The following is a 25,355-nucleotide window of genomic DNA, read 5'->3' as shown; positions in this document are numbered from 1 at the left end:
GATCAGCATCTGGCGCGCGCCCAGCAGGACCGCGTCATCGAGACCGTTCGGAAGTTTTGCCATGGACGCTGACACCGGTCGCCGGCGCATCGGTTACGTCAATCTTCCCGCGCAATTCGAGGAAGAGCGCGGCGACATCATGCAGGCAGTCGAGGGCGTGTTCCAGCGCGGCGACTTCATCGGCGGGGCGGCGGTCGCAAAGCTTGAAGAGGAATTGTCCGCCTATCTCGGCTCACCGCACGTCGTGACGCTGAATTCCGGCACCGATGCGCTGATCCTCGCCATGAGGGCGCTCAACATCGGCCCCGGCGACGAGGTCATCACCCCGCCGAATTCATTCGTGGCATCGACGGCGGCGGTCGTCGCCGTCGGCGCCACGCCGATTTTTGCGGACGTGCTGCCGGACCAGAACATCGATCCGGCCGCCGTCGAGGCCGCCGTCACCCCGCGGACGAAGGCGATCATGCCGGTGCACTTGACCGGACGCATGGCCGACATGAACCCGTTGATGGCGATCGCCGCAAAGCATGGTCTTGCGGTGATCGAGGACAGCGCGCAGGCGGTGGGCTCGACCTACGACGGACGGATGAGCGGGACCATCGGAACGTTCGGCTGCTTCTCCGCTCACCCGCTGAAGAATCTCAATGCCGCGGGCGATGCGGGCTTCATCGTCACGGCCGACGGCGAACTCGCCGCAAGAATCCGTCGCCTGCGAAATCACGGCCTGATCAACCGCAGCGACGTCCAGGAATGGGGCATGGTTTCACGCCTCGACACGCTGCAGGCCGAACTGCTTCGCATCCGCCTGCGCAACCTGCCCTCGGTGATCGAGCGCCGGCGGCGCAACGCCGCGCAATACCGCGCCGAGCTTGCGGGGCTCCCCCTGTTCGTTCCGCCCTGCCGCAATATCGAGTTCAATACCTTCCACACCTTCGTCGTGCAAACCGACCGCCGCAACGACTTCCAGAAATATCTTGCCGACAAGGGGATCGAGACCGCGATCCACTATCCGATTCCGATCCACCTGCAGCCGGCAGCGGCGCATCTGGGTCACGGACGCGGCGCGTTTCCGGTGACCGAGCGGCAGGCGGATCAGATCCTCACGCTCCCGATCAACCAGTTCCTCTCGGCCGCCGATATCAGCTATATTTGCGCGACCGCCCGGGAGTATTTTGCATGATGGATACGGACTTCCTCCAGGCCGACGAGCAGGCGCTGGCGCAGCGCTTCATCGATAACGGCTTCGTCACGACGCCGGCCGATGACCGCGCAGGGCTCGACCGAATCCAGCGGCGCGCCGCAGAACTTGCGGCCGACTATCTGAAGCTGCCGCACAGCAACGATCCCTATGCGATGCTCGACAGCGTCCATACGCGCGTGAGCGTCGACGATCTCAACGGCCTGCGGCTGCACGTCTTCAACGGCCTCAACGCCGAGCCCTGGTTTCGTCCGACCTATTTCCGCCTGGCGCGCTCGACGATCGAGACCATCGTCGGCAACGAGCTCTGCATGCAGCGCCGCGTCAATCTCAGCATCCAGATGCCCGGTGACGATTCCTCGCTGCTCGCCACCCATTCCGACGTCTGGTCGGGCGACTCCCCGTTCGAGGTCGTGGTGTGGGTACCGCTGGTGGACGTCCATCGCACCAAGGCGATGTATCTGCTGCCGCCGTCCTTGAACGGCGACATGCAGGACCGGATGGCCAGCCTGCGCAGCGCCGAGGAGCTGTACAAGACGATCAAGCCGCACGCGACCTTCATCGAGATTCCCTACGGTCACGTGATGCTGTTCAACCAGACCCTGATGCACGRCAATCGCGTCAACGAGGAGCCCGGCACGCGCTGGAGCATGAACTGCCGCTTCAAGAGCATCATGTCGCCTTACGCGGACAAGCGCTTCGGCGAATTCTTCGAACCGATCCTGCTGCGTCCGGCGACGCGCGTCGGCATGCAATACAAGCTGCCGGGAGGCTTCCATGGCTGAGCGAGCCGGCCATCGCGGCTATATCGGCGCGCGGCCGCTGAACGGCAGCCGGACCCCGCAGCACGTCCAGAACATCGTGATCCGCGACTACGCGCGGCGCAAGAACCTGCAATATCTGCTCAGCGCCGTCGAGCACATCATGCCCGGCAGCTACATGGTGCTCGAGGACATCCTGGACGAGCTGCCGCGGCTGAATGGCCTGATCCTCTACAGCATCTTCATGCTGCCGCCCGACGAGGCGCGGCGGCGGGAGATCTACGACCGCGTGCTGCGCGAGGGCTGCGATCTGCACGCGGCCGTCGAGGAGATCACGCTGTCCTCGCGCGAGGGCATCCAGGCGGTCGAGGACATCCTGCTCGTCAATAAATACGCGACCATCCTGTGACGATGCCGCGGACCGGTTGGGGACCATGACCGAGATCAACCTGCTCCAGCCGATGCACGCATCGACCAAGCGGAACTACGTTCAGCGCGTGGTCGAGCATGACAAGGCGGAATCCGCCGCCGTCGCTCGCCAATGGGGACACGATTATTGGGACGGGGACAGGCGCTACGGCTATGGCGGCTATCGCTATGACGGACGCTGGCGCCCGCTCGCCCAGACCCTGATCGACCGCTACGGCATCAAGCCCGGGATGAGCGTGCTCGACGTCGGCTGCGGCAAGGGCTATCTGCTCTACGAATTCGCCCAGCTCGTGCCCGGCCTCACGATCGCCGGCATCGACATCTCCGAATATGGCATCGCCAACGCCAAGGACGAGGTGCGGCCGCAGCTGAAGGTCGGCAGCGCCACCGAGCTTCCCTACCCCGACCACAGCTTCGACCTCGTGGTGTCGCTCGGCGTGTTGCACAATCTTCCGCTCGAGGACGTCTTCCGCGCGGTTTCGGAGATCGAGCGCGTCGGGCGTGGCACCTCGAAATATTTGATGGTGGAATCGTTCCGCAACGAACGCGAGAAGGCGAATCTCCTCTACTGGCAGCTCACCTGCCTGAGCTTCCACGGCCCGGAAACATGGGCGTGGATCTACGACAAATGCGGCTACCGGGGCGACCATGGCTTCATCTTCTTCGAATGACGCAGGCGACCGGCGRCGCCCAACGTCGCTGCGGGCACAAAATCCCGAAGTCTATTATTCGGACGATGCCATCGTCACAGCGGACGACGCCACGATCGCGGAACTGAAACGCATCGCCGTCGGCAACCCACGCCTGCGCAGCCGGCTGTGCACGCATCCTGATCCCTCGTCCGGCCTGCACGAGATGCTGATCGTGCATCATCGCGAAGCCTACGTGCGGCCCCACAAGCATTTCGGCAAGCCGGAGTCGTTCCACGTCATCGAGGGCACCGCGCAGGTGGTGATCTTCGAGGATGACGGCCGGATTCGCGACGTGCTCGAAATGGCGCCTTACGGCCAGGGCAAGCGCTGCTACTACCGGATGCCCGAGCAGGTGTTCCACTCGATCCTGATCACCTCGGAATGGCTGGTGTTTCACGAAACCACCGCCGGCCCGTTCGATCCCTCCCGCACCTCATTTCCGGACTGGGCGCCCGACGGCAGCGACGTTGCCGCGGTCCAGAACTACGTCACAAGGACTGGTGCGCTCGCCGCGGAGCATGTGGCGAGACAATAGACTTCGACCGACATCGCTGCTCGACTATCCCGCCGTGACTGCTCGAGGACGAAATTAGCCGATGAAGCAGTCTGCCAAAGCACTGGTTACCCTGGTCAAGTTCGCTGTCTCGATCGGGATCCTCGTATTGCTGTTGCGTGGCCAGGACCTGTCGTCCCTGAAGGCCGATCTTCTCGCCGTCAAATTGGAGATGCTGGCGCTTGCAGTGTTGCTGTTGTTCGCCCAGACCTTCGTGCTCTGTCACCGCTGGATCCTGATCCTCCGCGCCATGAGCGTGTCCCTGGCTTGGTTGGCGGGGTGGCGCATTCTCATTGTCAGCACCTTTTTCAATCAAGTGCTGCCCGCGGGCGGTGACGCGGTTCGCATCTGGATGTTGCGGCGGCATGGCGTGCAATGGTCGCAAACTCTCAGCAGCATCGTGGCCGATCGCTTCGTCGGGCTGCTGGGTCTCGGTCTCGTGATACTGGCAGGAATGCCGTTCCTGCTCGCGCGCGTCGGCGAGAGCTCGCTCCTTTTCGCCATCATAGGCGTCATTGCAGCCGGGTGCTTCGGCACAATCGCCCTGGTCACGCTGGATCGGTGGTCGCCCCGCGCGATCGCGGCCCTGCCGGGCAGGGTCTTTCAATTCGCGATGCTCGTCAGGGCCCCGTTGCTCGCGGCTGAAGGCCGCGGAATGTTGATCGCGTCCGCCGTCATCATCCATCTGATCACCGTCGCGGCCTGCTATGTCCTCGCGATCGGAATGGAAGCGAAACTCTCGGCGCTAGACGCATTCGTTCTGGTTCCACTTGTCATCCTGTCGTCCGCGGTCCCCATCTCGATCGGAGGGTGGGGCGTGCGGGAAGGTGCGATGGTTGCCGCGCTCGGCCTCGGCGGGATCGCATCCGACAAGGCGCTCGCGATATCGGTTTTGCTGGGTCTTGGTGCCCTGATCGTCGGACTGTTCGGCGGCCTGGTATGGCTGGTCGCACCGGAGCGCGCCAACTTCAGCCCGGACAAAGCGCGGGCCATTGCCGAACGGGTCGACACCGCGCCGATTTAGCGATGACAGATCAGCCATGACACGGATGAAATCCCTACACGCTGTTGTCGAGGCGTTGTGGTGGCGCGTCCTCGTCTGCGCGCCGGCCGCGCTTTCGATCTGGTGCCTGAACCGACCCGGCACTTACCGAGCATTGATATTCGATGGGGGCTGGACAACGCGATTTTATGTCGTGGCCTGGATCGTCCTGACGCCCTATCTCGGCTGGCTTGTCATGGCGACCGGACGCCTGACGTTCTCGCTCATCAAGCGTGAACCCACTCAGCGCGTCGACGAATTCTTTGTTGGCGCCGCGGCGCTCATGTTGATGGGATTTGGGTTCGGCGCCCTTTCGATCCTTTATCCGCAAATCGTGCTCGGGCTTGCGCTCGCAGTTCTCGTCTGGGACATCCGCAACTTCAAGATGCCGCACAAGCGCGCGGCGAGCTTCTCGATGGTCGCGATGTCGCTGCTCGGTCTTTCACTTCTGCTGACGGTTTTCTTTGATCGCGCCGTGATGCCTGACGTCGTCTCAAGCGACGTTCCGCAGCTCTACGCACCCTATCTTGCCGAAGTCGCGAGAAATCACAGCATCTGGCTCGCGGCTGACAATCCCATCTTTTCGGACTTCGAGATCGGCCACGGGAACGGGCTGCACCTGCTGCTGGCGACGTTTCTGCCGCCCCATGTCGCTCAGATCATTTCGTTTCTCTACTTCGTTGCAATCGGCGCGGTCGTTTTTGACCTCGCCCGCATTATTCTGCCGTTGAAGGCCCTTGGACGCTCCTGGGAGCACGCAGCCATACCGATCGCACTCGGGTTGGCCATCCTCGGCCTTGCCTGGCCCAGAACGGTGCCAAGCGTCGAACCCGGCCTCCACGTCATGGAGTTCGGCAAATATCACCTTCAGACGGCCGCGTTCTTCGTTTATCTTTTGCTGGTCGTCATTCGCTCTTCCCAGAGCCGGGACAAGTTTGCCGCCGGAATCTGCGCCCTCGCCGTCGCCGCCTCATATCCGCTTTACGCAGCGTTTGTCTTTCTGATCTCGTCGCTGGGCGTGCTCACCAAGGCATTTCAGCGGGACCGATCGGGCATCATCACCAGTACATTGCTGGGATTAGGGGCAGTCGCGGGATGCGTCCTCGCTTTCTCCGTCAATTATTTCTATCTCGGAATCCCCGCGACCAATCCATACTCGCTTTTCCGGCATGTCGTGTCGGTCGAACGTTTCTCCAGATTCGGCAGCCTCGACATTCTTGATTACTTCGTGATGGCACAGTCGCTGGAGGTCACCGACTTTCTCAGCAAGGCGGGACTGTTCGCTTTCTTCAAACAGGTAAGGTCCGTTGTGGCGGTCGCGTTTCTTATCGCGATAACGGCATGTGCAGTCGCCTTCGCGGACTCAAAACTGTTTCCCGATCGCTCCGACGTCTCGCAGTCGCAGCCATTGCCCAGTCCCGCGGGACTTTTCATCGTTATCGCCTACGTCGCCAGCGTCCGGCTTCTGGACATGACGCTGAATATTCCGAGCCTGATCAGACTATCCATTCACGTCAACGCGCTATTCCCGCTGACAGCTGTCGCAATCGCTTGCTGGGGGGTGGTCCTGGTGCGGCGGTGGGCGCCGGCGTGGTTCGCCGGGCGCTTCGCTCCCAATGCGGCGCTTTTGGCACTTCTCATCGCCTGCGCATGGACGACCAGTTGGTTTCCGTTGAGGAGCCTCAAGCACAACGAGGCCCTGGCTTTTGTCGCCGGACGCTCACTCGAACAAATGCCCCATGTGACCCCGACCTGGCAACGCTGCCTCGAACTGCAGCGATCAACGGGATTCGATCGCATCCTCGCCCTGAACGGTTACCGCGCGATGGTGCCCTGCTATTTCTCGCCTCTGCTCACGCGCGGCAAGATCATCCATACCTATGAGAGCGACGTTGCACGCAACTTCAAGGAAATCGCGCTGGGGAGCGCCGATACGGCGGAAGCCGCTCTTCGGTCGCTCGGCGTAAAGCTCTTTTATGTCCAGAAGCAGAATTGCGATTTCTGGCTCAACGGCTTTTCGGACCTGTTTCAAAAAACCGAACTGGAAAAGCGGTTCGGTGCTCATAGCGAGACACCGGACTATTGGATCGTGACGTGGAAGGACGACGACCAAACACTGAGTCCGGAGGTTGTGACCGGCATTTCGGCCTTACGGACGAAATCGAAAGAGATTTACCAGCAGGCCTACGGGACGGAACCGTTTGAGGTGATGAAACACCGTTCACCTCCTGGCGGAAGGCGAGCGGACCCGGCGATACTCGACCGGGTCTTCGCATGCCAATGAGAGGCGTTTCAACGCGCTGCTATTTGCCATCTTGGCCGTGGTATCCGGCTTCAGCCAGTTGGTCCGTGGGATTGCCCGGTGAATCCTGCGATGGTAAGAGCGATATCCATTGCCCCGAGGGCAATCGGGGCCTGGGCGTGATTTCGAAGAGGATCGAAATTCTCGGCCTGGTTGCCGTCTTCGGCATGACTGTCCACTCTCCTTCGATCCTTGCGCGCGCCGAGACGATCTAGTGCAATACACAAAGGACTTCTCGACTGCTGCCCGGGCGGTTGTGGCCGCTCTCGTTGGATGTGCCGCAGCCTACGTGGCGTTACTGCTGTTGAAGGACTACCTTCCGGCCTTCCAGTGGAATTTCGACGACGGATTTGATCTGTCCGCAGCCCAGAAGAACTGCGACGTCTGCAAGAAGGCGTTCTACGGGGCCTTCTTCCTGTCCGGGCCGATCGCGGCCGCGGCCGCCTTGTATGCTGCGCATCGATCGTCGGGCTCGCTGACGCTGCGCACGATCACGGCATGCTTGGTCTACGTTGCGCTTTACTACGCGAACGATCGGGGCAGCTTCATAGTCGCGGCCGTCCTTCTGGCGATCGCGGCCGCAATGGTCATAGCGAATCGGCGGGCAGATGCGTTTTTTCTGAAGGAGAGCTCTCCGACTGGTACTCCCTTCCGCGTGGGGCTGCCCGATCTGCTTGCGGTCGCATTCCTTGCCCTGTTGTTGATACCGTCGGACCTCGAGCGCGTGACCTCGGTCGTGCGCGACGAGGCGCATAAGGTCAGCTACTTCATCGGGCCGGCGCTCTACGACTATGCGCCCGGCCTGGTTCCGGGACTGGACTACCATTCACATTATGGCCCGGCACTCGGCTGGTTCTTTCATTTCATCATGGGAGATGGCTGGAAGTCGGCGGCCATGCGAGTGGTCGGACTGAACATCGCGATCACACTTGCCGTATATGTGCAGGCCTATTTTCTTCTGACGTATCTGATCAGGTCGAGACTCGCAGCGATCGGCATCGTCACGGCGCTGGCCGTGCTGGCTTTCTCCACCACCAATCACTTCTACTCGCCGTCCGCCTATCCCACCCGTTTTCCCCTGCTGATCGTCTTCGCACTCGCCATCGGCCTGCACTGCGCCGACCCCAGGCGCCCCGGATGGCTGATCGCATCGGCGATCATGTGCGCGGTCTCCCTGCTCTGGCAGACGGAGATCGGACTTTTCTTCTTTGTGACAGGCACCTTTGTCGCCGCGATCGCCGGAGGTTTTCCAGGCTATCGCAACGCGCTCATATTCGTGGTCACCTCGATTGCCGCCGCAATGTTGCTGTGCCTGCTGCTGTTCGGATCAAGGGCCCTGTCCCTGACGTTCCTGATCGAATGCTTCCGCCCGCTCGTGCTCTACGGTACGGGATGGGGAAGCTCGCCGATCAAATGGTGGCTGAGGTGGAGCATGCTCTACAATCTGCCGCTCCAGATCGTCGGATGCATCACGGTCGGCTGGGCTTCGATCAGACTGTCGCGGGCGTCCGATCCTCCGCGCGACCGGTTCGTAACCGGAGTCCTGTTGGCGCTGTCGATGATCGGCATCGCGCTGATGATCAAATGGGTCAACAGAACGCTTGACGCGGTCTGGCACCAGAATGCCTTGCCGCTGGCTATCGTCGCGGCCTGGTGGGCTCATCAGTTCTCCAAGAGTTGGCAACCGGCGTTCAGGAGAGCCGTCGGCGCCGTGGCGGCCGCCGCGACGCTCGTTGCCCTGCTGCTTGTGCAGGATAGACTCAACCCGCACCCCTATGGCCTGCGATCGTACGCAAACTATCCAAGCCTCCTGAGATGGCCGTTTGCGTCCCCCTCTCCCGGTACGTGGCAGGAGGACTTTGGCCGGATCACGGAGACGGAAACCAAGTTCATCCAGGAGAGCTCGAAGCCCGGCGAACGCGTCCTCGTCATTGCCTTCATGGATTGGGCTTACCTGGCCCAGGCTCACCGGGCGCCCAAAGCTTATTTCATGCCGCTGCTCGCCTCCTTCGACGAGCATTTCATCGGCCCCTCGATGGACGACGCGGACCGGCTGTTCTACGACAACATCGTCGAGACCCGGCCCGAATCGCCACGTGTCCGCGAGGTCGTGGAGCGCATCAAGAAGGACTTTGTGCCGGTTCAGACGAAGGGCAACCTGACCCTCTACGCGAGGCGGCGTTAATAGCGGTCGCCTCCCCGGGAGCGCCCGAAGGGGCGGCCGGGAACCCTCGCGGCGGCCAGACCCTCGCGAGATGGTCACGCCCCCCGAACCGGCACTGTTTTCGCCAGTCCGACTGTCGGACAAGGTGCTCGCGGACAGTGTGCAACCTAACTTATTAATTGAGGTGCACGCGGGGGCCCTATATAGCCGTAGAATGGCTACCAGCTGCGGGCCGTAATGGCTCGGGACGCCGATTCAAAACTGTTCCTGCAAAGAGAAATAGCCCGTGACCGACCATTGCCGCCTCTGCCATTCGACCAACCTGCGACCGGTCATCGACCTCGGACAAATGCCGATTGCGCATCGGCTTCGGCACAGCCGGAACGAGCAGGAGGAACGGTATCCGTTCGAGGTGCTCGCCTGCGGCGATTGCGGTCTGCCTCAGATCGTCAAGCCGATCGACCCCGACATCCTGTATCGCCAGTTCAACTACAATTTCAGCAGCTGGAAGCCGGAGCCCCACCAGCCGGACGAACTCGATACCATCGCGAAATTCTCGAGCCACCAATCCGTGTTCGAGATCGGATGCAACGACGGCCTGTTCATGGACAGGCTGCGCGAGCGCGGCACCAAGATCATGGTCGGCGTCGAGCCCAATCCGGTGTCGGGCAAGATCGCCCGCGAGCGCGGCATCAAGGTCTATGCCGACATGCTCAGTCCGGAGATGGCCCACGACGCGGTCGCTCAGTCCGGCAAGTTCGACCTCGTGATATCGCGCCAGGTGCTCGAGCACATCGTCGATTTTGAGAACTTCTTCGCCTGCGTGAAGATCGCGCTGAAGGAGGACGGGCTGCTGTTCATCGACGTGCCCGATTTCGCACCCGGTTCGACGGCAGGCGATCTCTCGGTGCTCTGGGAGGAGCACGTCAGCTACTTCACCGAGCCGACTCTGGTCGCGCTGCTCGCGCGCCACGGCTTCGAGGCGGTGTCCGTGAAGAAATACAATTTCAGCGGCGGCAGTCTCGCGATCGCCGCCCGCCGTGCCGCAGGCCCGGTGACGGTGCCGCCCGCGCCGGCCGGCGTCGGCGAGAGATTCGGTCAGCGCGCGCGGGAGTATGGCGAGCGCCTGCGCCCGATCCTCGCCAAGGCTCGTGCTAATGGCACCGAGATCGCGATCTATGGCGCGGGCTGCCGCGCCTGCACCTTCACCAATGCGCATGAGCTGGCGGACCTCGTCGATCTCTCGGTCGACGACCAGAAGGAGCGCCAGGGATTGTTCCTGCCCGGTACCGGCATTCCGATCCGTTCCCCGGACGAGCTCGCCGGCAACGCTGAGCCGCTCGTTTGTCTCCTGGCCGTGAACCAGGAAAACGAGGCGAAGGTCAGCAGCCGGCTGCGTGAGAACCTGAAGCGCCCTCTGCACATCGTTTCGATCTTCGCGCCGTCCGATATCTGGAGCGAGCTCGACGGTCTCGAGGCGGTCGCAGGGTCGCGGCATGGCTGAGGACAAGCTCTTCAACTACTACGAACGTCAGGACGTGCTGCCGACGTTCGGAAATTTCAAGTCGGCCGCTGAACTCGCGGCCTATGCCAGCCAGCGGCGCGAGCTGTTTTCGGACAAGCTGGTGCTGCCCCCGCGCCTGTTCCGCGACGCCGAGGTCCTCGAATTCGGTCCTGATTCCGGCGAGAACGCCCTGGCGTTTGCCGGCTGGGGCGCGAACATGACACTCGCGGAACCGAACCGGCATGCGCATCCGAAGATTCAAGCCTATTTCGCGCATTTCGGCCTGACGGAGCGTCTCCGCGCACTCGCGCTGTCCGATGTCGAAGGATTTCGCAGCGATCGCCGTTTCGACATCATCGATGCCGAAGGATTCATCTATACGGTACAGCCGACTGAGACGTGGCTCGGCATTTTCCACCGGCTGCTCAATCCCGACGGCTACGCCGTCGTTTCCTATTACGAGCGCTATGGTGGCTTCTTCGAGCTCGCACTCAAGGCGATCCATGCCGCCGGCAAGGCGTTGACCGGCCGTCCGGCGCTCGAAACGGCGAAGCTGCTGTTTGATGCAAAGTGGAACAGCATTCCGCACACCCGCAGCTTCGAATCCTGGCTGATGGACGTGCTCGAAAATCCCTTCGTCCGGCACCCCTACTTCCTCGACGCGGCGGCCCTGTGTCGCGCGGCGGATGGGCTGGGCTTCGACGTCCATTCGGCGTGGCCGTCCTACCGCGACAGCCTGGACGTCTACTGGCACAAGAAGGTGCTGCCCGGTGAGGAGAAGCTGCGCCGCGCCACGCGCCATCTCGGCCGCAGCCGCCTCAGCTTCCTCGGCGGGCGAAAGCTTTATCTGGTCGGCAACGCCGAGGCGGTGGACGCAATCTCGGCCTCGATCGAAGCACTGGTTCTCGATGTCGACCGACTGGTCGACGCCCCCTTCGGCGACAGCCTGCCCCGGGTGATCGCCAGCCTCGCGGCATTGCGCGAAACGATCGGCGCGACGGAGATTCTCGCCGACGAGGCTGCCGACATCGAAGCCATCACCGCGACACTCGACAGCTTCCATCGCATTTTCAGCGCGATCGGGCAGCGGGACGTGGCGACGCTCACGGCCCTCACGCAGTCCGATCCGGCCTTCATCAACACTTGGGGGCAGCCGGCGCATTTCCTCGTCATCCGCAAGCGTCTCGAGGCCTCGCAGGAGGGATCGTAGCCAGTGAGGCCGGGCATTGGCATCATCGGAACGGGCATGGTCGGCCAGATGTGCCACCTCGCCAATTTCGCCGCCAATCCTGCCTGCCGCGTCGTTGCGATCGCCGATCTCCGGCCGGATCTGGCGGCCGCCGCGGCGGCCAAATTCGGCGTCCCGCGCGTCTATGGGACGCACCGGGAGCTGCTCGCGGACAGCGAAGTGTCCGGCGTTGTCGTGGTGACGAAGCGTCGGGCGACGGGGCCGATTGTCCTCGACGCATTGAACAGCGGGCGGCACGTGCTGTCGGAGAAGCCGATGGCCTACACAACCGCGCAGGCGGTGTTGCTGGTCGAGGCTGCGCGGCGGCAGGACCTCGTCTACGGCATCGGCTACATGAAGCGACACGACGCCGGCGTGGCGCGCGCCCTGGCCGAGCTTGCGCGCATTCGCGCCGACCGGTCGCTCGGACGTATCGTCGGCGCGCGCGGCTGGTGTTTTGGCGGCAGCACCGGTGGATCGCGCGACGCCTTCGTCATGACTGGCGAAGCCCGGCCGGACGGGCTCGAGCTCTGGGAGGATGGTCCCGACTGGATGCCAAGCGCGATGCGGCCCGGCTACGACAATTTTCTGAACGTCTTCAGCCATATCATCAATCTGGCCCGCTACGTGCTCGGATCGTCGCCGACAGTCGCCGAAAGCACCGTCGAGACCTCGGGAGCCGCGCGCATAACCCTCGACTTCGACGGCATCGCCTGCACGCTGGACCTCGTGAACGGGTCCGAGGGGGCCTGGCGCGAGGGACTGACGATCGCTTTTGAGCGGGGCGCGGTGACCATGGATTTGCCTCCACCCTTTGCCCAGCAAGAGGCGCAGCTCATTCTCGACCGCGATGGTCAAAGCACGCGGGTGACAGCTGAGATGAGCTGGGCATTTCGGCGCCAGGCCGACGCCTTCGTCGCGGACATCATCGAGCGCAGGAAGCCCCTCGCCTCCGGCGAGGACTCGCTGACCGACATCGCGCTTGCAGAAGCGGTCTGGAAGCCGCGGGCCGGCGGCTAGGGCGCGCCGTCCTTCTTTGCGTCGAGGGGCGTGATACCGGCGATCGGGCCCAGCTTGATGGTGACCTGCGCAAGTTGAGCCAGAAACTCTGCAACATCGCAGCGCGCCAGCAGCCGGCAGGCGTAGTACTTCCGCACCAACGTCTGGTTCGCCGCCGCCGCAGGACCCGGCTGGAACGAGATCGTCGCCTGCGGCCCCGACGGATCGAAATGATGGAACGCACTTCCCGGAGCCGTCCGCGCCTCCGCCATTCCCTGGAGGATGTTGGGCCGCTCGGCACGCAGAGCAAATCCGAAGAAGGGCTGGTTGCCCCAGGCAAGGCGGAGCATGCCGGTGACCTCGGCCAGGCCGAACGGCACATGCCGTGACGGGTAATCGAAGAAGCCGTCGTCGAGCGCATAGACCGTCGCCGCAGGCTGGACCCGGCTGGCGAGGTCGCGCGACAAAGCCTCCTGCTTCAGCGTTCTCGCCTGCATGAAGACGTAGTCGGTCCACAGCATGCCGATCGACAAGGTCGTTCCCAAACCGAACACGAGCGCAAAGGCGGCGCCGGGGCCGATCGAACGTTCGGCCAGCCGCTTGAATGCAAGAAGCGTCAGCGCCGACGGCAGGCCGAACATCAGGAGATGACGGCTCTCGTAGAAATGCGTCGAAGAAGGCCGCAGGCCGGCGATCAGATAGGGGGACGACAATGCGAGGAATAAAACCACGGCGAGCACGAGCAGCAACGCGGTAGCCCTTCTGGACGCGGTGGGCTCCGTGTCAGGACGCAACAGCAGCATGACGATGCCGACGAGGACCGCAGCCACGATGAACAGCGCCGGGCCTCCGATCGCCGCCCGGAATGCGTGGGCCAGGACGTCCCTATAGCTGGTGACGAAAAATGCCTGCCATCCGTTCGCCAATTCGCCGAGCGTCGGGAAATGGGCGTCATAGTGCTGCGCGTACACGCCGATCCGCTTGAACCAGATATTGAGCGTGCCCCAATAGACCAGAGGCAACACCATCAATTCCGGATAGAGCAGCGCGCAGCGCCAGGCCGCGAGCCATGTCCGACGGACGAAGCCGTGCGCGGCGTCCCCGCCCCGCCATATCGCAACGAAAAGACCGAGGACCACGAAGRCATAGAGCACGATCGTCGAGTTGAGCGCGAAGCTCACAAGGAACACGAGCGCGCCGGCCACACGAAGCAGCACACGCCGCAGGCCGCGGGCGCCGAAGGCGAGCGTCAACAGCCACGCACCGACGAACAGAAGTCCGAAGCTGAAGACGTAGACCGCGTTCGCCTTACCCGCCCAGAGCTGATAGCCGGGATAGGTCCAGACGATCAGCGCAAAGCCGACCGCCTCGGCCCGGTCGAGCAATCCGAGCCGCGTTGCCGTCAGCACCAGACACATCGCGCCAAGGAGAATTCCGGCGAACGCCAGCGATGTCATCACGGCGATGGGGGCGCCCGTCCAGTTCGCGAACGTGTCGTAACTGTAGAAGATCGGATGGCCGGCGCCGTTCAGCAGGAAATCGATGTCGATGAAGTAGTCCGGACGCGGCTTGAGCACCAGCCAGTCGTCCATGAAGAGGCCGTCGTTCAGGAGCATCGGCGCATGCGCCGCCAGCAACACCACGAGGAGAATTGCTATCGCGCGCAGCAATGGGGACATGCTCGGACGGGAGAGGAAGGGCATCGCCGGCAAGAATTGGCACGCCCGCGTGACCGCCGCAAGAGCGGGACGGCGGGCTCCCTTGACCGGAAAAATACTACCTCCTATAGACTTTCGCTCGGGCTGGGCCTGAGAGGCGTCCGGGGCGATTTTCCGCAATGAACATGCTACCGGGACCAGCGCAAGCCGCTGCGATTTGCCTCAGCATCGCGTTTCCACTGCTGTTGCTGTGCTACGCGCGCATCGCCGCGACCGGCGGATCCGGCCGCCGCTTTCGGCTGGGCTGCGTCAGCGTCATCGCCCTGTACGCGATCGCCTGTGTCGCGCTTCCCGGTCAACGCCATCTCGACGACGTGGTTGGCGGTCTCTTCCTGTTGGCGACGGCGATGATGCTTTGCTACATCCTGTTCAGCCTGCTGGCCTGGGGGTTCACGCTGACGTTGCTCACGGCACTCGTCCAGGCCGGACGTCCCCTCACCCTGGAGCAATGGGCCGCGGCCTACATGCAGGGCGGAGATCTCGGCACCTTCACGCACAATCGCCTGAAACTCCTGGTCGGCGCGGGGATGGTGATGACGGCAGACGGCCGGCTGGTCGCAACAGCCAAGGGGTTGGCGATCGCGCGTCTCGTCAAACTGGTTCGTCTGTCGACGGGACTTGGGTGAGCGGCCACGATGTCCTTTGCCGTCGGACTCTTCGCCGTCGTTGTGTTCGCCCTGCTGGCGCCTGCCCTGCAGCTCATGTCCCGTGCTCTCGCATGGCCGGTCGGCCCCGTGGTTCTGCTCGCGATCGCCGCAATCGTCTCGCATGGTCTCGGCGTGATGCTCGGCATTCTCGTCGTCCCGCAATTCCAGTACTGGGACGCCGGGTCGATTTTCGGATTTTGCGTCATGGCCTACGTTTTCGCTTTTGGCGCAGTCTACAAATCGGTTTCGCTGGACATCCTGCTGGGCCTCCTCGACCGGCCCGACCGGAGGGCTCCGCTGTCGGAGATTATCGAACGGCAGGTTCCTGACCTGTTCCAGGGGCGAACCGGGAATCTGGTCGACGGCGGCCTGGTCGAACAGGTCGACGCGCGCTTCGCCCCGACGGCGGCAGGCCGGGATCTGGCAGACCGCATCGGGCGGTTGCGCCGCGCCTTCGGGATCGGCGACACGAGTCTCTATGATTTCTCAGACTAGTTGCGCGAAACACACACATCGCTGGTTCCGTGCCGGTTCCGCAGGCCAGACCTGGGCGTTCCGTATTGTTCGCCCGGCTCGGATGACCTAGGGTTGCGGCAGGGGATCCACCAGTAAAGAGTGGCCGGCAACGGGGCAGTATCCGATGACACCTTCCAGGGCAGCTAAACGGCTTACGATCGTCATTCCGGCGCTGAACGAGCAGGACAAGATCGCCGATACCATCGGCGGCGTGCTGCCGCTTGCACGCGAGCTGCTCGACGATTTCGAGATTTTCCTGATCGACGACGGCAGCACCGACGCCACCGGCGCGATCATGGACGAGTTCGCTGCCGCGGAGCCGCGGATCGTCGTGCATCATAACGCCGAGCGGCGGGGTGTCGGCGCGGGCTTCGAATACGCCCTGTCGCGCGCGAAGTTCGATGCCATCACCCTCATTCCCGGCGATCACGCCTTTCAGAACGAGGGCGTTGCCAGGATGTTCAAGGCGGCGGGTGCCGCCGACATCGTCATCACCTACCGCGACAACCAGTCGGACCGCTCCGTCAACCGCTCGATCCAGTCGCATTCGCTGCGGCTCATCCTGAACTGCCTGTTCGGATTCTGGCTGTCCGACTACCACAGCATGATCGTCTACCCCGTGAAATGGCTGCGCCAGATCGCGGTCAAGGCCGACGGCTACGGCTATCAGATCTGCGCCCTCATCTCGCTGCTGCAGCTCGGCCTCACCCACGTGCAGGTCCCGGTGAGCCTGAACGCGGAGCTGAAGGGCTCTTCCCGTGCACTGCGGCTGCGGACCTATTTCGAGCTCGGCGGGACCATCGTCTCGCTGCTCCGTCGCGTCCCTATCCGGGACGTCGATCTCAGCCAGGTTCCCGCCGACGCCAGGCGGACCTCCGCGCACTAGACCTCGGCTTGGGGGTTATCATCGCGGCGGCCGGCCAAAACGGCTCAAGATGAGGGGACGTATCGTCCCCGTCCCGCCAGAACCTGATCTAAGTGGTTGATTTAGCTGGCAGGAGTGGCAGGGCTCGAACCTGCGACCCCCGGTTTTGGAGACCGGTGCTCTACCAATTGAGCTACACTCCTACGGACCCGCGTCGCCGCGGATCAGGGCCGCTTTCAAGCACAGGGGGCGGCCGGATTGCAAGGGTGAAGCGCGCTGGCTTCGCTTGTTTGTGCCGCGGCTTCTGGGCCACAGTCCGCTCCCGATAATCAAGAGCAACCGGGAGTGCCCATGACTGCCCAAGCGTCCGCCACAGCCGCCCCGCGCGCCGCCGCGCCAAAAACCCCGCCTTTGCCCGAGGCCAAGCCGGAAACGCTGGGCCTGTCGCGGCCCCGCCTCCAGGCGATGTCGGACGCCTTTCAGCGCGAGATCGACAAGTGCACCATCCCCGGAGTAACCGTGCTGGTGGCGCGGCGCGGCCAGGTCGGCTGGTTCGAGGCGCTGGGCCGGCAGAGCCCGACCGGGTCCGCGCCGATGGCCCATGATTCGATCTTCCGGATCTTCTCAATGACCAAGCCGATCGTGTCGGTCGGCATCATGGCCCTGGTCGAGGACGGTTACCTGCTGCTCAGCGACGCGGTCGCGAAATTCATTCCGGAGTTCGCCGGCCAGAAGGTCGGCGTCGTCAGCGGCGGCAAGCTGGACCTGGTGCCACCCAAACGGCCGATGACGGTGCAGGACCTGCTCCGCCACACCTCTGGTCTGACCTATGAGCACCAGGGCGACGGCCCGGTGCACAAGATCTACCAGGACTCCCGGGTGCGCAGCCGCAAGATCACCAATGCCGAGCACGCGGCCCTGGTGGCGAGCTTCCCGCTGGTCTGCCACCCCGGCGACGAGTTCAATTACAGCCGCTCCACCGACATCCTCGGCCGCATCATCGAAATCGTCAGCGGCAAGTCGCTCGGCGCGTACCTCACTGAGCGCATCCTTGCCCCGCTCCAGATGGCCGAGACCGGCTTTTCGACCGCTGAGGCCAATGCCGGCCGGCTCGCCGAGCCCTTTGCGGCCGATCCCTGGACCGGCGACAAGGTCGGCCTCTTCAACATGCTGGAGCAGCCGGTGATGGAGTCCGGCGGTGGCGGGCTGGTCTCGACCACGATGGACTATGCCCGCTTCGCGCTGATGCTGCGCAATGGCGGCACGCTCGACGGCGCCAGGATCATCGGCCGCAAGACGCTGGAGCTGATGGCCTCCGATCACCTCGGGCCCGGCGTCGTGACCAACGGCACCCTGCTCTCGCCCGGCCACGGCTTCGGCCTCGGCTTCGCGGTGCGCACGCAAGCCGGCATCGCGCCCTTCCCCGGCAGCGTCGGCCAGTATTTCTGGAGCGGCATTGCGGGGACGTTCTTCTGGATCGACCCGAAGGAGGATCTGTTCGCGGTGTTCATGAGCCAGGGCCCGGGCCAGCGCGATTTTACGCGGACGCTGGTGCGGGATCTGGTTTACGCGGCCGTGGATTGACCCGCAGGGTCATTCCGGGGCGGTCCGCAGGACCGAACTATGGTGCGCAATTGCGCACCTGAGAATCTCGAGATCCCGGGTTCGCGCTAAGCGCGCCCCGGGATGACGCTCTATCGCGTCAGCTGATCGTCGCGCCGCCGTCGATCACCATGGTCTGGCCGGTCATGAAGTCGCCGGCCTTCGAGCCCAGGAACACGGCCGCGCCCGCGATCTCGTCGGGGATGCCGATGCGCAAGAGCGGTGAGCGCGAGGTCGAGGCTTTCAAATTCTCCGGATTGTCCCACAGCGCTTTCGCAAAATCGGTCTTGATCAGGCCGGGCGCGATGCAGTTCACGCGGATGTTGTCCTTGCCGTATTCGCAGGCGAGGTTGCGCGCGAGCTGCATGTCGGCGGCCTTGGAAATGGYGTAGGCACCGAGGATGGTCGAGCCCTTGAGGCCTCCGATCGAGGACACGATGATGATCGAGCCGTCCTTGCGCTCGATCATCTGCGGCACCACCATCGAGATCAGCCAATTGTTGGCGACGATGTTGTTGTCGAGAATCTTGCGGAACTGATCGTCGGAGATGCCGGCGAGCGGACCGTAATACGGGTTCGAGGCGGCGTTGCAGACCAGCACGTCGATCTTGCCGAAGGCGCGATTGCTCTCGTCGATGAGGTTTTGCAGATTCTCCTTCGACGAGATGTTGGCGGCGATCGCTACCGCCGTGCCCTTGCCGAACCTGTCATTGATGCCCTTCGCGACCTGGTCGCAGACGTCGGCCTTGCGCGAGGAGATCACGACCTTGGCGCCGTGCTCGGCCATGCGCTCGGCGATTGCGAGGCCGATGCCGCGCGTCGAGCCGGTGATGACGGCGACTTTCCCCTTCATGTCGAACAAGGTCATGTTTCTCTCCCAGATTGTGATTTGAATTGGCCCGAAGCTTACGCCGCGTCCGCGCGACCCGACAATTGCTCAGGCGAGCTTCTTGACTTCCGGMCCCGCCAGTTGGTGCATCGCGGCGTGCGCGTCATCCGCGATCCATGGCTGCTGGTTGACCATTGGCAATCGCCAGACCGTGCGCTCGGGACTTGCAAAATGATCGAGCCGCGTCACCGACACATTGTCGATATCGAACGCGAGCCCCCGCTCCGGCTGGCCGTCGAGCGCGAGACCGATCGCCGCCTTGATGGTGCCGCCATGCGCGACCGCGATCACGTCCTGCCCGGCCGCCTCATTGTTGATCCGCTCGATGGTGCGGCGGGTGCGGTTGTAGAGGTCCATGAAACTTTCGCCGCCGGGCGCGGGCTCGTTGATGTCGGCGAACCAGCTCGTGCCCACGGGGCGGCTGGCAATGAACTGGGCGCGGTTCATGCCCTGCCAGCGGCCGAGATTCTGCTCGGCGAGGTCCGGCTCCCACTTCATCGACGCAGGCCGGGGGAAGCCGGCCGCCCAGATCGCTTCGGCCGTCTGATGCGTGCGCATCAGATTGCTCGAATACCAGACCGCCTTGCGTGGCAGCACCTTGGCAACAGCGTTGAAAACGTAGGTATCGCTGGTGTCGCAGGGTAGATCGCTCTGCCCGTAGATGTTGCCGCCGTCATTGCGCACCGGCGCGTGACGGACCCACCACCACCGTGTCGTGACCACATTCGGCTTGTCTGCGGCTGCCATCGAAACCCTTCCATCCCATGTCATGTCGCTGTACGTCAGTGGCGAACGTGTCTCAAGACACTTTACTGTTTGAAATCTTGTTTGAAATTCCGTCGCGCGGCAAGCGTCGCGTGGAGCACCACAAGGGAGAAACGCATGGGCCGCCTGCAAGGCAAATCCGTCATCATCACCGGCGCCGGCAGCGGCATCGGCCGCGCGGCTGCGCTGCTGTTCACCCGGGAAGGCGCAAAGCTGATCGCGGTCGATCGGACCGAGGCAGTGAAGGAAACCGTCGAGGAGGTGAGGAAGGCCGGYGGCATCGCCGAAGCGATGCTGGCGGATGCAGGTTCCGAGACGGACGTCATCGCCGTGATCGACAAGGCGGTGAAGACGCACGGCCGGCTCGACGTGATCTGGGCCAATGCCGGGGTCTCCGGCGGGCTCGTCCCGCTCGGCGAGCAGACCGTGGAGCACTGGCAGGAGGTGCTGCGCGTCAATCTGATCGGACCGTTCCTCGCGGTGAAACATGCGATGCCGCACATGGTGAAGCAGCAGTCCGGCGCGATCGTGCTGACCGCATCCGTCGCAGGCCTCAAGGCCGGCGCCAGCGGGCATCCCTATGCCGCGAGCAAGGCCGGCGTGATCTCCCTGGTGCAGACCACCGCCTATTCGCTCACCGGCACCGGCGTGCGCATCAACGCGGTCTGCCCCGGCCTGATCGAAACCGGCATGACCAAGCCGATCTTCGACCGCGCCAAGGAGCGCGGCACCGCCGACAAGATCGGCCAGCTCAATCCGCTCAAGCGCCCCGGCCAGCCGCACGAACTCGCCGCGATGGGATTGTTCCTGGCCAGCGACGAGGCGTCGTATGTCAACGGCCAGGCGTTCCCAGTGGACGGCGGGCTCACGGCATCGATGCCGTATACGGGCAAGCCGGTTTAGCACACAGTGTCGTCCCGGCGAAGGCCGGGACCCATACCTCGGATTCTATCGATCGCGGTTGGCAGAAGTACCGAACGAACAATCTTCGCCAAACTACACCCTGGGGTTATGGGTCCCGGCCCCCCGTGCGCAATTGCGCACTAGGCCGGGACGACGATGGGGAGATAGTTGGCGCTACTGCATCAACACCGTCATTGCGAGCGKAGCGAAGCAATCCAGAGTCCCTCCGCGGAAAGATTCTGGATTGCTTCGCTACGCTCGCAATGACGACTGATGAAACAGCAGCGCTCAATGCGCGTTCAGCCCGAACCGATTGAGCTTCCGGTGCAGGGTCGCGCGGCTCACGCCCAAGGCCTTGGCGGCCGCCGAAACATTGCCGCCCGCGCGCAACAGCGCCCGCTGCAGCACCGCGCGCTGACCTCCGGCAAGGTGGTCATGCGCGGCATCGCCGCCGAGGAGATCGGCCGCGGGCACCGGCTGCAACGGGCGGCCGGGCGCGATTCCCAATCCCACCCGGGCAGACCTTGTCGCGCCTATCACGAGATCATCCGCATTGACCGCGACCAGGCCGCCGCACTGGCCGTCCGCCGTCGCCGTCAGCACGATGCGGGCATGGGCGAAAGCGCTGCGAAACAGGTCGGCCTCGATCCGCTTGGCCGCCTCACCCGCCGCGAGCGCAATCAGATTGGCAAAGGCGTCGGTGCGGTCGGCGCGACAGGAGGAGACGTCGAGCACGCCGGCGAATCTGCCGTCATGGTCGTAGATCGGAACGGCGGTGCAGCTCAGCAGCGTGTTGCGGGTGAAGAAATGCTGATCGCGGTCGATCGTCAGCGGACGCTGCTCGACGACACAGGTGCCGATGCCATTGGTGCCCTCGTGCTCCTCACTCCACAGCGCGCCGGTCCACAGGCCCCAGGATTGAAAGGTGGCGTCGTCGGCCGGCGCGCCGCGACGATCRACCGGCACGCCGTCACCGTCGGCGAGCAGCACGCAGCAGCCGGCGGCGCCCACCGCCTGGTAGAGCCGGTCCATTGCACCGCGCGCGGCGGCCAGCMGCGGCGCGACGCGCTCGCGCGCCTGTCGCAACTCGGCTTCGCTGAGCCGCATCGGCGCGTGACGGCCACCGGGATCGAGATGATGCAGCCGGGACGAACGGCACCACGAGGCCACGAGCGCGGAGCGAGCCGCCTGGCCTGACGCAATGGCGGCCTCGACACGGGCCGCGTGATGCCGGGGCATTGACCCATTCATCACTGTTTCCTCCGGAAGGCAGTCTAGGCTGTGCCGGCACCACCCGGTTGATCTGCGTCAACCCTGGGCGGCAGCGACAGAAGCCATGAGCCCGTTGCGGCGTTGCCGTCAAGGCGGCAGCCCGGTTCCAGAGCTACGACTTTCGGTAGAGTTGAGACACGCCTGGCGGATGTCGACAGCGGCTTTCGATGCCGGTCTCGAAAACTGCCGAAAGCGCTAGTTCGAGTTGCTCAACCGAATGACATCATGCGGATTGGCATAGTCGAGCTGAAAGCGGGCTCGCTCGTCCAGCATGTCGGGGTCGATCTTCTCGGAGCGCAGCAGCGATACGCGCTGCTCGCTCCTGGCGCGCTCGCGCTTGAGCTGCGCCAGCTCGCTCGTTAGCGCAATGATCTCCTGGTCGAGTTCCTGGCGGGCATTCAGGCCGTATTTGCCGGTATAGGCGTTGACGCCGAAATAGCCGACGATGGCGGCGGCCATCGCGTAGAGGGCGAGACCGGTCAGGATCGATTTCAGGCGCGCACGGGAGACCATTTTGGCAGGATGGGGCAGCTTGGTTAAGGGAGTGCTAATTGTCCCCTGCCCGCGGCACCAATCGTCATCGTCATGCCCGGCCTTGTGCCGGGCATCCACGTTCTTCGTCGTCGCACGCAAGAACGTGGATGGCCGGGACATCTGGCGCGAAGACGCGCCTCGCGCCTCTGCCCGGCCATGACGAAGAAAAGCCTCAGCCGTGATGCTTCGCCACGTGCACGGCAAAGGCGTCGATATAGGCCTGGAGCACGGGCTTCAGCGAGTCCTTGACCAGATTGCCGTCCGCATCGAAAGCGTCGCCGACGGCGTTCAGGTAGATCTCGGGCTGCTGCATGATCGGACCAGCAATGCCGGGCAGGATGTTCTGGAGCGTCTTTGCGGCGCTGACGCCACCGAGCGGGCCCGGCGAGTTCGAGACGATGCCGACCGGCTTGCCGTTGAACGAGCTCTTGCCATAGGGCCGCGAGGCGACGTCGATGGCGTTCTTCAGCACGCCCGGGATCGCGCGATTGTATTCCGGCGTGACGAACAGGACGCCGTCCGACTTCTGGAGCTTGTCACGGAAGGCCAGCCAGTCCGCGGGCGGCGCGCCCTCGAGGTCCTGGTTGAAGAACGAGATGCCCGCCAGCGTGACGACCTCGAGCTTGAGGGACGCCGGCGCGAGCTTGGCGAGCGCCTTGGCGATCTTCAGCGAGAAGCTGTCCTTGCGCAGGCTGCCGGCGATGGTGACGATGTTATAGGCCATGGATTGTCCTCGAAGTCTTCAGCGGGAGTGCCGGGACGGCACTTAAGCGATCTCGCTCGATGGATGCAAGTGCATGGACCGGTCCGATTTGGAAACGCAGCGTTTCGCGAAAGCAGATGGTCGCCCAAAACAATCAGGCCGCCACGCGGCGGCCCGATCTTTCGCGCAAATCTGTAACTCGGATCAGATCGTCGGATTCCAGGCCGACGGGATCAGGCGATATTTGGCGCCGTCCTTCTCGACATGGCCGACCGAGGGGAAGGTGAAGTGGAAGCCGATCACGGTCGCCTTTTCCGCCGCCGCCATGTCGTAGAATTTGTGGCGCGTTTCCTGCGCCAACGCGGCGTCGGTGTCGAACATCACGTGCCAGTCCGGATTGCGCAGGAAGAATTCCGGGATGTTGGTGACGTCGGACTGGATCAGCACCTTCGCGTCACCCGAGGCGACCGCGAACGAGGTGTGCCCCGGGGTGTGGCCGGGCGTCGCGATCGAGGTGATGCCGGGCGCGACCTCCTTGCCCCAATCGTACTTGGTGACCTTGGACTCCAGACCGGCAAAGGTCTTCTTCACGTTGGCGAAATAGTTCTTCATCATCGCGTTGGACTCGGCCTTGGCGGCGTTGTCCTCGCTGGTCCAGAACTCCCAGTCCTTGCCGGGCACCATGATCTCGGCATTCGGGAACGCGAGCGCACCGTCGGCGAGGCGAATGCCGTTGGTGTGGTCGGGATGCAGATGCGACAACAGCACGACGTCGATGCTCTTGGGATCGACGCCGGCGGCCGCGAGGTTTTGCAGCGTGCGGCCGACCGCGCCCTTGCTCGGCTCGAGATTGGCCACGCCGTTGCCGGCGTCGATCAGCACGAGCTTGGAGCCGGTGTTGATGAGCTGCGGATTGAACGGCACCGTGAYCATGCCCTTCGGCATGTAGGCCGCCTCGGCGGCGGCGAGCGCCTCGTCCTTGGGCGCGTTGACGACGAACTTGTCCGGCATCGGGAAGGTGCGCGCGCCGTCGTTGATCGAGGTACACTCAAGGCTGCCGACCTTGTAGCGGTAGAAGCCCGGCGCCTGCGTCCCGCTTGGCGGCACTGAGGCACGCGCAGTGATCGGTCCGAGCCCGGTAACGGCAGCTGCGCCCACAGCGGCCGCGCCCGCCAGCAAGTGGCGGCGATTCAGATCAGTCATGGAAGTGTCCCCTTCTTTGCTTGCGGTTGTCCCGCTTTCAACAGCGGCGGAATAATCCCCCGCTTCGCTCAGAAGGCAAGGCCTTCTTTGGGTGACGCCCCGGCGCTGATCACGACAATTTATTCGGGTTGATGAGGAATTTTTCGCCGGTGGCCCGTTTGGCGTAGACCGCGATATTGGCAGGGTCGAGCACTTCCTGCAGCGACACCACCTTGGTGTAGTGGCTCGCAAAGGTCGTCTTCAATTCGTCGACGACGCGCTGGCGCAGCTTTGCACCGTCCGCCTGCCCGATCTTCATCAGGAACGGAAACAACAGCCAGCCGCCGACACCCCAGGCCATGCCGAAGCCGCGCGGCAGCTCGATCGGGCGGACATCGAGGGCGCCGTAGACATAGACCTGCTTGTGCACGTTGGAGCCGTAACGGCTGTACTCCTTGGCGGTCTTGTTGATCGCGGCTTCCATGCAGTTGAGGATGTCGCCGGCAAGCTTGCCGCCGCCGATGGCATCGAAGGCGATGGTGGCGCCGGTCTCGACCAGCGCATTGGTGAGATCGCCGAGGAAGCTCGGTGCTGAGGAGTCGACGACATATTTGGCACCGATCTTGTGCAGGATGTCGGCCTGCTCCTTGCTGCGCACGATGTTGACCAGCGGGATGCCGTCCTTGATGCAGATCTTGTTCAGCATCTGCCCGAGATTGGAGGCGGCCGCGGTATGCACCAGCGCCTTGTGGCCCTCGCGCCGCATGGTCTCGGTCATGCCGAGCGCAGTCAGCGGGTTGACGAAGCAGGACGCGCCTTCCGCCGGCGTGGTGCCCGCCGGCAGCGGCAGGCATTCGCGCACCTTCAGGGTGCGATACTGCGCATAC

24 protein-coding genes and 1 tRNA gene are annotated in these 25,355 nt (G+C 63.7%); 16 read left to right on the top strand and 9 right to left on the bottom strand.

Annotated elements, in window-relative coordinates:
• Positions 1-61: 61 nt before the first annotated feature.
• From ACXJL8_RS07140 to ACXJL8_RS07090, 11 genes are all read left to right on the top strand, one after another.
• Positions 62-1,180, top strand: a complete 1,119-nt coding sequence (locus ACXJL8_RS07140) for a DegT/DnrJ/EryC1/StrS family aminotransferase (protein ID WP_456618186.1) — start codon at positions 62-64, stop codon at positions 1,178-1,180.
• Positions 1,177-1,983: a sporadic carbohydrate cluster 2OG-Fe(II) oxygenase gene (locus tag ACXJL8_RS07135; protein WP_456684803.1), complete on the top strand. Its 807-nt coding sequence runs from the start codon at positions 1,177-1,179 to the stop codon at positions 1,981-1,983. The genes ACXJL8_RS07140 and ACXJL8_RS07135 overlap by 4 nt, the downstream gene beginning before the upstream one ends.
• The gene (locus tag ACXJL8_RS07130) at positions 1,976-2,368 is read left to right on the top strand and encodes an LIC12192 family sporadic carbohydrate cluster protein (RefSeq protein ID WP_456618188.1); all 393 of its coding nucleotides are present in this window, start codon (positions 1,976-1,978) and stop codon (positions 2,366-2,368) included. Before ACXJL8_RS07135 ends, ACXJL8_RS07130 begins: the two co-directional genes overlap by 8 nt.
• 25 nt (positions 2,369-2,393) lie before the next feature.
• Entirely contained in the window at positions 2,394-3,059 is a 666-nt protein-coding gene (locus tag ACXJL8_RS07125; protein ID WP_456684802.1) for a class I SAM-dependent methyltransferase, read from the top strand.
• Complete coding sequence (locus tag ACXJL8_RS07120; RefSeq protein WP_456618190.1) at positions 3,037-3,615, top strand: WbuC family cupin fold metalloprotein; 579 nt, start codon at positions 3,037-3,039, stop codon at positions 3,613-3,615. Before ACXJL8_RS07125 ends, ACXJL8_RS07120 begins: the two co-directional genes overlap by 23 nt.
• 61 nt (positions 3,616-3,676) lie before the next feature.
• On the top strand, positions 3,677-4,657 hold the full coding sequence (locus ACXJL8_RS07115) for a lysylphosphatidylglycerol synthase transmembrane domain-containing protein (RefSeq protein ID WP_456618191.1): 981 nt from the start codon (positions 3,677-3,679) through the stop codon (positions 4,655-4,657).
• A 16-nt stretch (positions 4,658-4,673) separates the two neighbouring features.
• Positions 4,674-6,959: a hypothetical protein gene (locus tag ACXJL8_RS07110; protein WP_456684801.1), complete on the top strand. Its 2,286-nt coding sequence runs from the start codon at positions 4,674-4,676 to the stop codon at positions 6,957-6,959.
• 322 nt (positions 6,960-7,281) lie between these two features.
• The gene (locus tag ACXJL8_RS07105) at positions 7,282-9,162 is read left to right on the top strand and encodes a hypothetical protein (RefSeq protein ID WP_456684800.1); all 1,881 of its coding nucleotides are present in this window, start codon (positions 7,282-7,284) and stop codon (positions 9,160-9,162) included.
• A 265-nt stretch (positions 9,163-9,427) separates the two neighbouring features.
• Positions 9,428-10,645, top strand: a complete 1,218-nt coding sequence (locus ACXJL8_RS07100; RefSeq protein WP_456618194.1) for a class I SAM-dependent methyltransferase — start codon at positions 9,428-9,430, stop codon at positions 10,643-10,645.
• The gene (locus tag ACXJL8_RS07095) at positions 10,638-11,855 is read left to right on the top strand and encodes a class I SAM-dependent methyltransferase (RefSeq protein ID WP_456618195.1); all 1,218 of its coding nucleotides are present in this window, start codon (positions 10,638-10,640) and stop codon (positions 11,853-11,855) included. Before ACXJL8_RS07100 ends, ACXJL8_RS07095 begins: the two co-directional genes overlap by 8 nt.
• A 3-nt stretch (positions 11,856-11,858) precedes the next feature.
• Complete coding sequence (locus ACXJL8_RS07090) at positions 11,859-12,893, top strand: Gfo/Idh/MocA family protein (RefSeq protein ID WP_456618196.1); 1,035 nt, start codon at positions 11,859-11,861, stop codon at positions 12,891-12,893.
• Here the strand turns inward: ACXJL8_RS07090 and ACXJL8_RS07085 are convergent.
• Positions 12,890-14,710 (bottom strand): hypothetical protein, encoded by a 1,821-nt coding sequence (locus ACXJL8_RS07085; protein ID WP_456684799.1) that lies wholly within the window; start codon positions 14,708-14,710, stop codon positions 12,890-12,892. The two genes, ACXJL8_RS07090 and ACXJL8_RS07085, sit on opposite strands and share 4 nt — an antisense overlap.
• Here ACXJL8_RS07085 and ACXJL8_RS07080 point away from each other — a divergent pair.
• The 3 genes from ACXJL8_RS07080 (at position 14,710) to ACXJL8_RS07070 (ending at position 16,639) form a co-directional block, all read left to right on the top strand.
• The gene (locus ACXJL8_RS07080) at positions 14,710-15,216 is read left to right on the top strand and encodes a hypothetical protein (protein WP_456618198.1); all 507 of its coding nucleotides are present in this window, start codon (positions 14,710-14,712) and stop codon (positions 15,214-15,216) included. The genes ACXJL8_RS07085 and ACXJL8_RS07080 overlap by 1 nt on opposite strands.
• 9 nt (positions 15,217-15,225) lie before the next feature.
• Positions 15,226-15,732 (top strand): hypothetical protein, encoded by a 507-nt coding sequence (locus ACXJL8_RS07075; protein WP_456618199.1) that lies wholly within the window; start codon positions 15,226-15,228, stop codon positions 15,730-15,732.
• 145 nt (positions 15,733-15,877) lie between these two features.
• On the top strand, positions 15,878-16,639 hold the full coding sequence (locus ACXJL8_RS07070; protein WP_456618200.1) for a glycosyltransferase family 2 protein: 762 nt from the start codon (positions 15,878-15,880) through the stop codon (positions 16,637-16,639).
• A 106-nt stretch (positions 16,640-16,745) separates the two neighbouring features.
• Here ACXJL8_RS07070 and ACXJL8_RS07065 read toward each other — a convergent pair.
• Positions 16,746-16,821: transfer RNA gene (locus ACXJL8_RS07065), tRNA-Trp, on the bottom strand.
• A gap of 148 nt (positions 16,822-16,969) precedes the next feature.
• Between ACXJL8_RS07065 and ACXJL8_RS07060 the strand changes: the two genes are divergently transcribed.
• Positions 16,970-18,202, top strand: coding sequence for a serine hydrolase domain-containing protein (locus ACXJL8_RS07060; protein ID WP_456618201.1), 1,233 nt, complete (start codon positions 16,970-16,972; stop codon positions 18,200-18,202).
• Positions 18,203-18,320: 118 nt separating this feature from the next.
• Here the strand turns inward: ACXJL8_RS07060 and ACXJL8_RS07055 are convergent, their stop codons facing one another.
• Positions 18,321-19,088 (bottom strand): SDR family NAD(P)-dependent oxidoreductase, encoded by a 768-nt coding sequence (locus ACXJL8_RS07055; protein WP_456684798.1) that lies wholly within the window; start codon positions 19,086-19,088, stop codon positions 18,321-18,323.
• Between the two features lie 69 nt (positions 19,089-19,157).
• Complete coding sequence (locus ACXJL8_RS07050) at positions 19,158-19,856, bottom strand: histidine phosphatase family protein (RefSeq protein ID WP_456618203.1); 699 nt, start codon at positions 19,854-19,856, stop codon at positions 19,158-19,160.
• A 135-nt stretch (positions 19,857-19,991) separates the two neighbouring features.
• Between ACXJL8_RS07050 and ACXJL8_RS07045 the strand changes: the two genes are divergently transcribed.
• Positions 19,992-20,777 (top strand): SDR family NAD(P)-dependent oxidoreductase, encoded by a 786-nt coding sequence (locus tag ACXJL8_RS07045; RefSeq protein ID WP_456618204.1) that lies wholly within the window; start codon positions 19,992-19,994, stop codon positions 20,775-20,777.
• A 288-nt stretch (positions 20,778-21,065) separates the two neighbouring features.
• Here the strand turns inward: ACXJL8_RS07045 and ACXJL8_RS07040 are convergent, their stop codons facing one another.
• From ACXJL8_RS07040 to ACXJL8_RS07020, 5 genes are all read right to left on the bottom strand, one after another.
• Complete coding sequence (locus ACXJL8_RS07040; protein WP_456684797.1) at positions 21,066-22,028, bottom strand: GAF domain-containing protein; 963 nt, start codon at positions 22,026-22,028, stop codon at positions 21,066-21,068.
• Between the two features lie 216 nt (positions 22,029-22,244).
• Complete coding sequence (locus ACXJL8_RS07035) at positions 22,245-22,562, bottom strand: FtsB family cell division protein (protein ID WP_456622462.1); 318 nt, start codon at positions 22,560-22,562, stop codon at positions 22,245-22,247.
• 193 nt (positions 22,563-22,755) lie between these two features.
• Positions 22,756-23,307 (bottom strand): NADPH-dependent FMN reductase, encoded by a 552-nt coding sequence (locus ACXJL8_RS07030; RefSeq protein WP_456622463.1) that lies wholly within the window; start codon positions 23,305-23,307, stop codon positions 22,756-22,758.
• A 183-nt stretch (positions 23,308-23,490) separates the two neighbouring features.
• Entirely contained in the window at positions 23,491-24,489 is a 999-nt protein-coding gene (locus ACXJL8_RS07025) for an MBL fold metallo-hydrolase (protein WP_456684796.1), read from the bottom strand.
• A 109-nt stretch (positions 24,490-24,598) separates the two neighbouring features.
• The coding region (locus ACXJL8_RS07020) for an NADH oxidase (RefSeq protein WP_456684795.1) at positions 24,599-25,355 on the bottom strand (757 nt) is incomplete at its 5' end.

It is taken from the genome of Bradyrhizobium sp. P5_C11_2, assembly GCF_054049755.1.
This window is presented reverse-complemented; position numbering and strand designations above follow the sequence as displayed.

What these genes read in the sequence shown, in the direction of transcription:
- ACXJL8_RS07140 (WP_456618186.1), top strand. Translation starts at nt 62, where the DNA reads ATGGACGCTGACACCGGTCGCCGGCGCATCGGTTACGTCAATCTTCCC.
- ACXJL8_RS07130 (WP_456618188.1), top strand. Translation starts at nt 1,976, where the DNA reads ATGGCTGAGCGAGCCGGCCATCGCGGCTATATCGGCGCGCGGCCGCTG.
- ACXJL8_RS07125 (WP_456684802.1), top strand. Translation starts at nt 2,394, where the DNA reads ATGACCGAGATCAACCTGCTCCAGCCGATGCACGCATCGACCAAGCGG.
- ACXJL8_RS07115 (WP_456618191.1), top strand. Translation starts at nt 3,677, where the DNA reads ATGAAGCAGTCTGCCAAAGCACTGGTTACCCTGGTCAAGTTCGCTGTC.
- ACXJL8_RS07110 (WP_456684801.1), top strand. Translation starts at nt 4,674, where the DNA reads ATGACACGGATGAAATCCCTACACGCTGTTGTCGAGGCGTTGTGGTGG.
- ACXJL8_RS07095 (WP_456618195.1), top strand. Translation starts at nt 10,638, where the DNA reads ATGGCTGAGGACAAGCTCTTCAACTACTACGAACGTCAGGACGTGCTG.
- ACXJL8_RS07080 (WP_456618198.1), top strand. Translation starts at nt 14,710, where the DNA reads ATGAACATGCTACCGGGACCAGCGCAAGCCGCTGCGATTTGCCTCAGC.
- ACXJL8_RS07075 (WP_456618199.1), top strand. Translation starts at nt 15,226, where the DNA reads ATGTCCTTTGCCGTCGGACTCTTCGCCGTCGTTGTGTTCGCCCTGCTG.
- ACXJL8_RS07070 (WP_456618200.1), top strand. Translation starts at nt 15,878, where the DNA reads ATGACACCTTCCAGGGCAGCTAAACGGCTTACGATCGTCATTCCGGCG.
- ACXJL8_RS07060 (WP_456618201.1), top strand. Translation starts at nt 16,970, where the DNA reads ATGACTGCCCAAGCGTCCGCCACAGCCGCCCCGCGCGCCGCCGCGCCA.
- ACXJL8_RS07035 (WP_456622462.1), bottom strand. Translation starts at nt 22,562, where the DNA reads ATGGTCTCCCGTGCGCGCCTGAAATCGATCCTGACCGGTCTCGCCCTC.
- ACXJL8_RS07030 (WP_456622463.1), bottom strand. Translation starts at nt 23,307, where the DNA reads ATGGCCTATAACATCGTCACCATCGCCGGCAGCCTGCGCAAGGACAGC.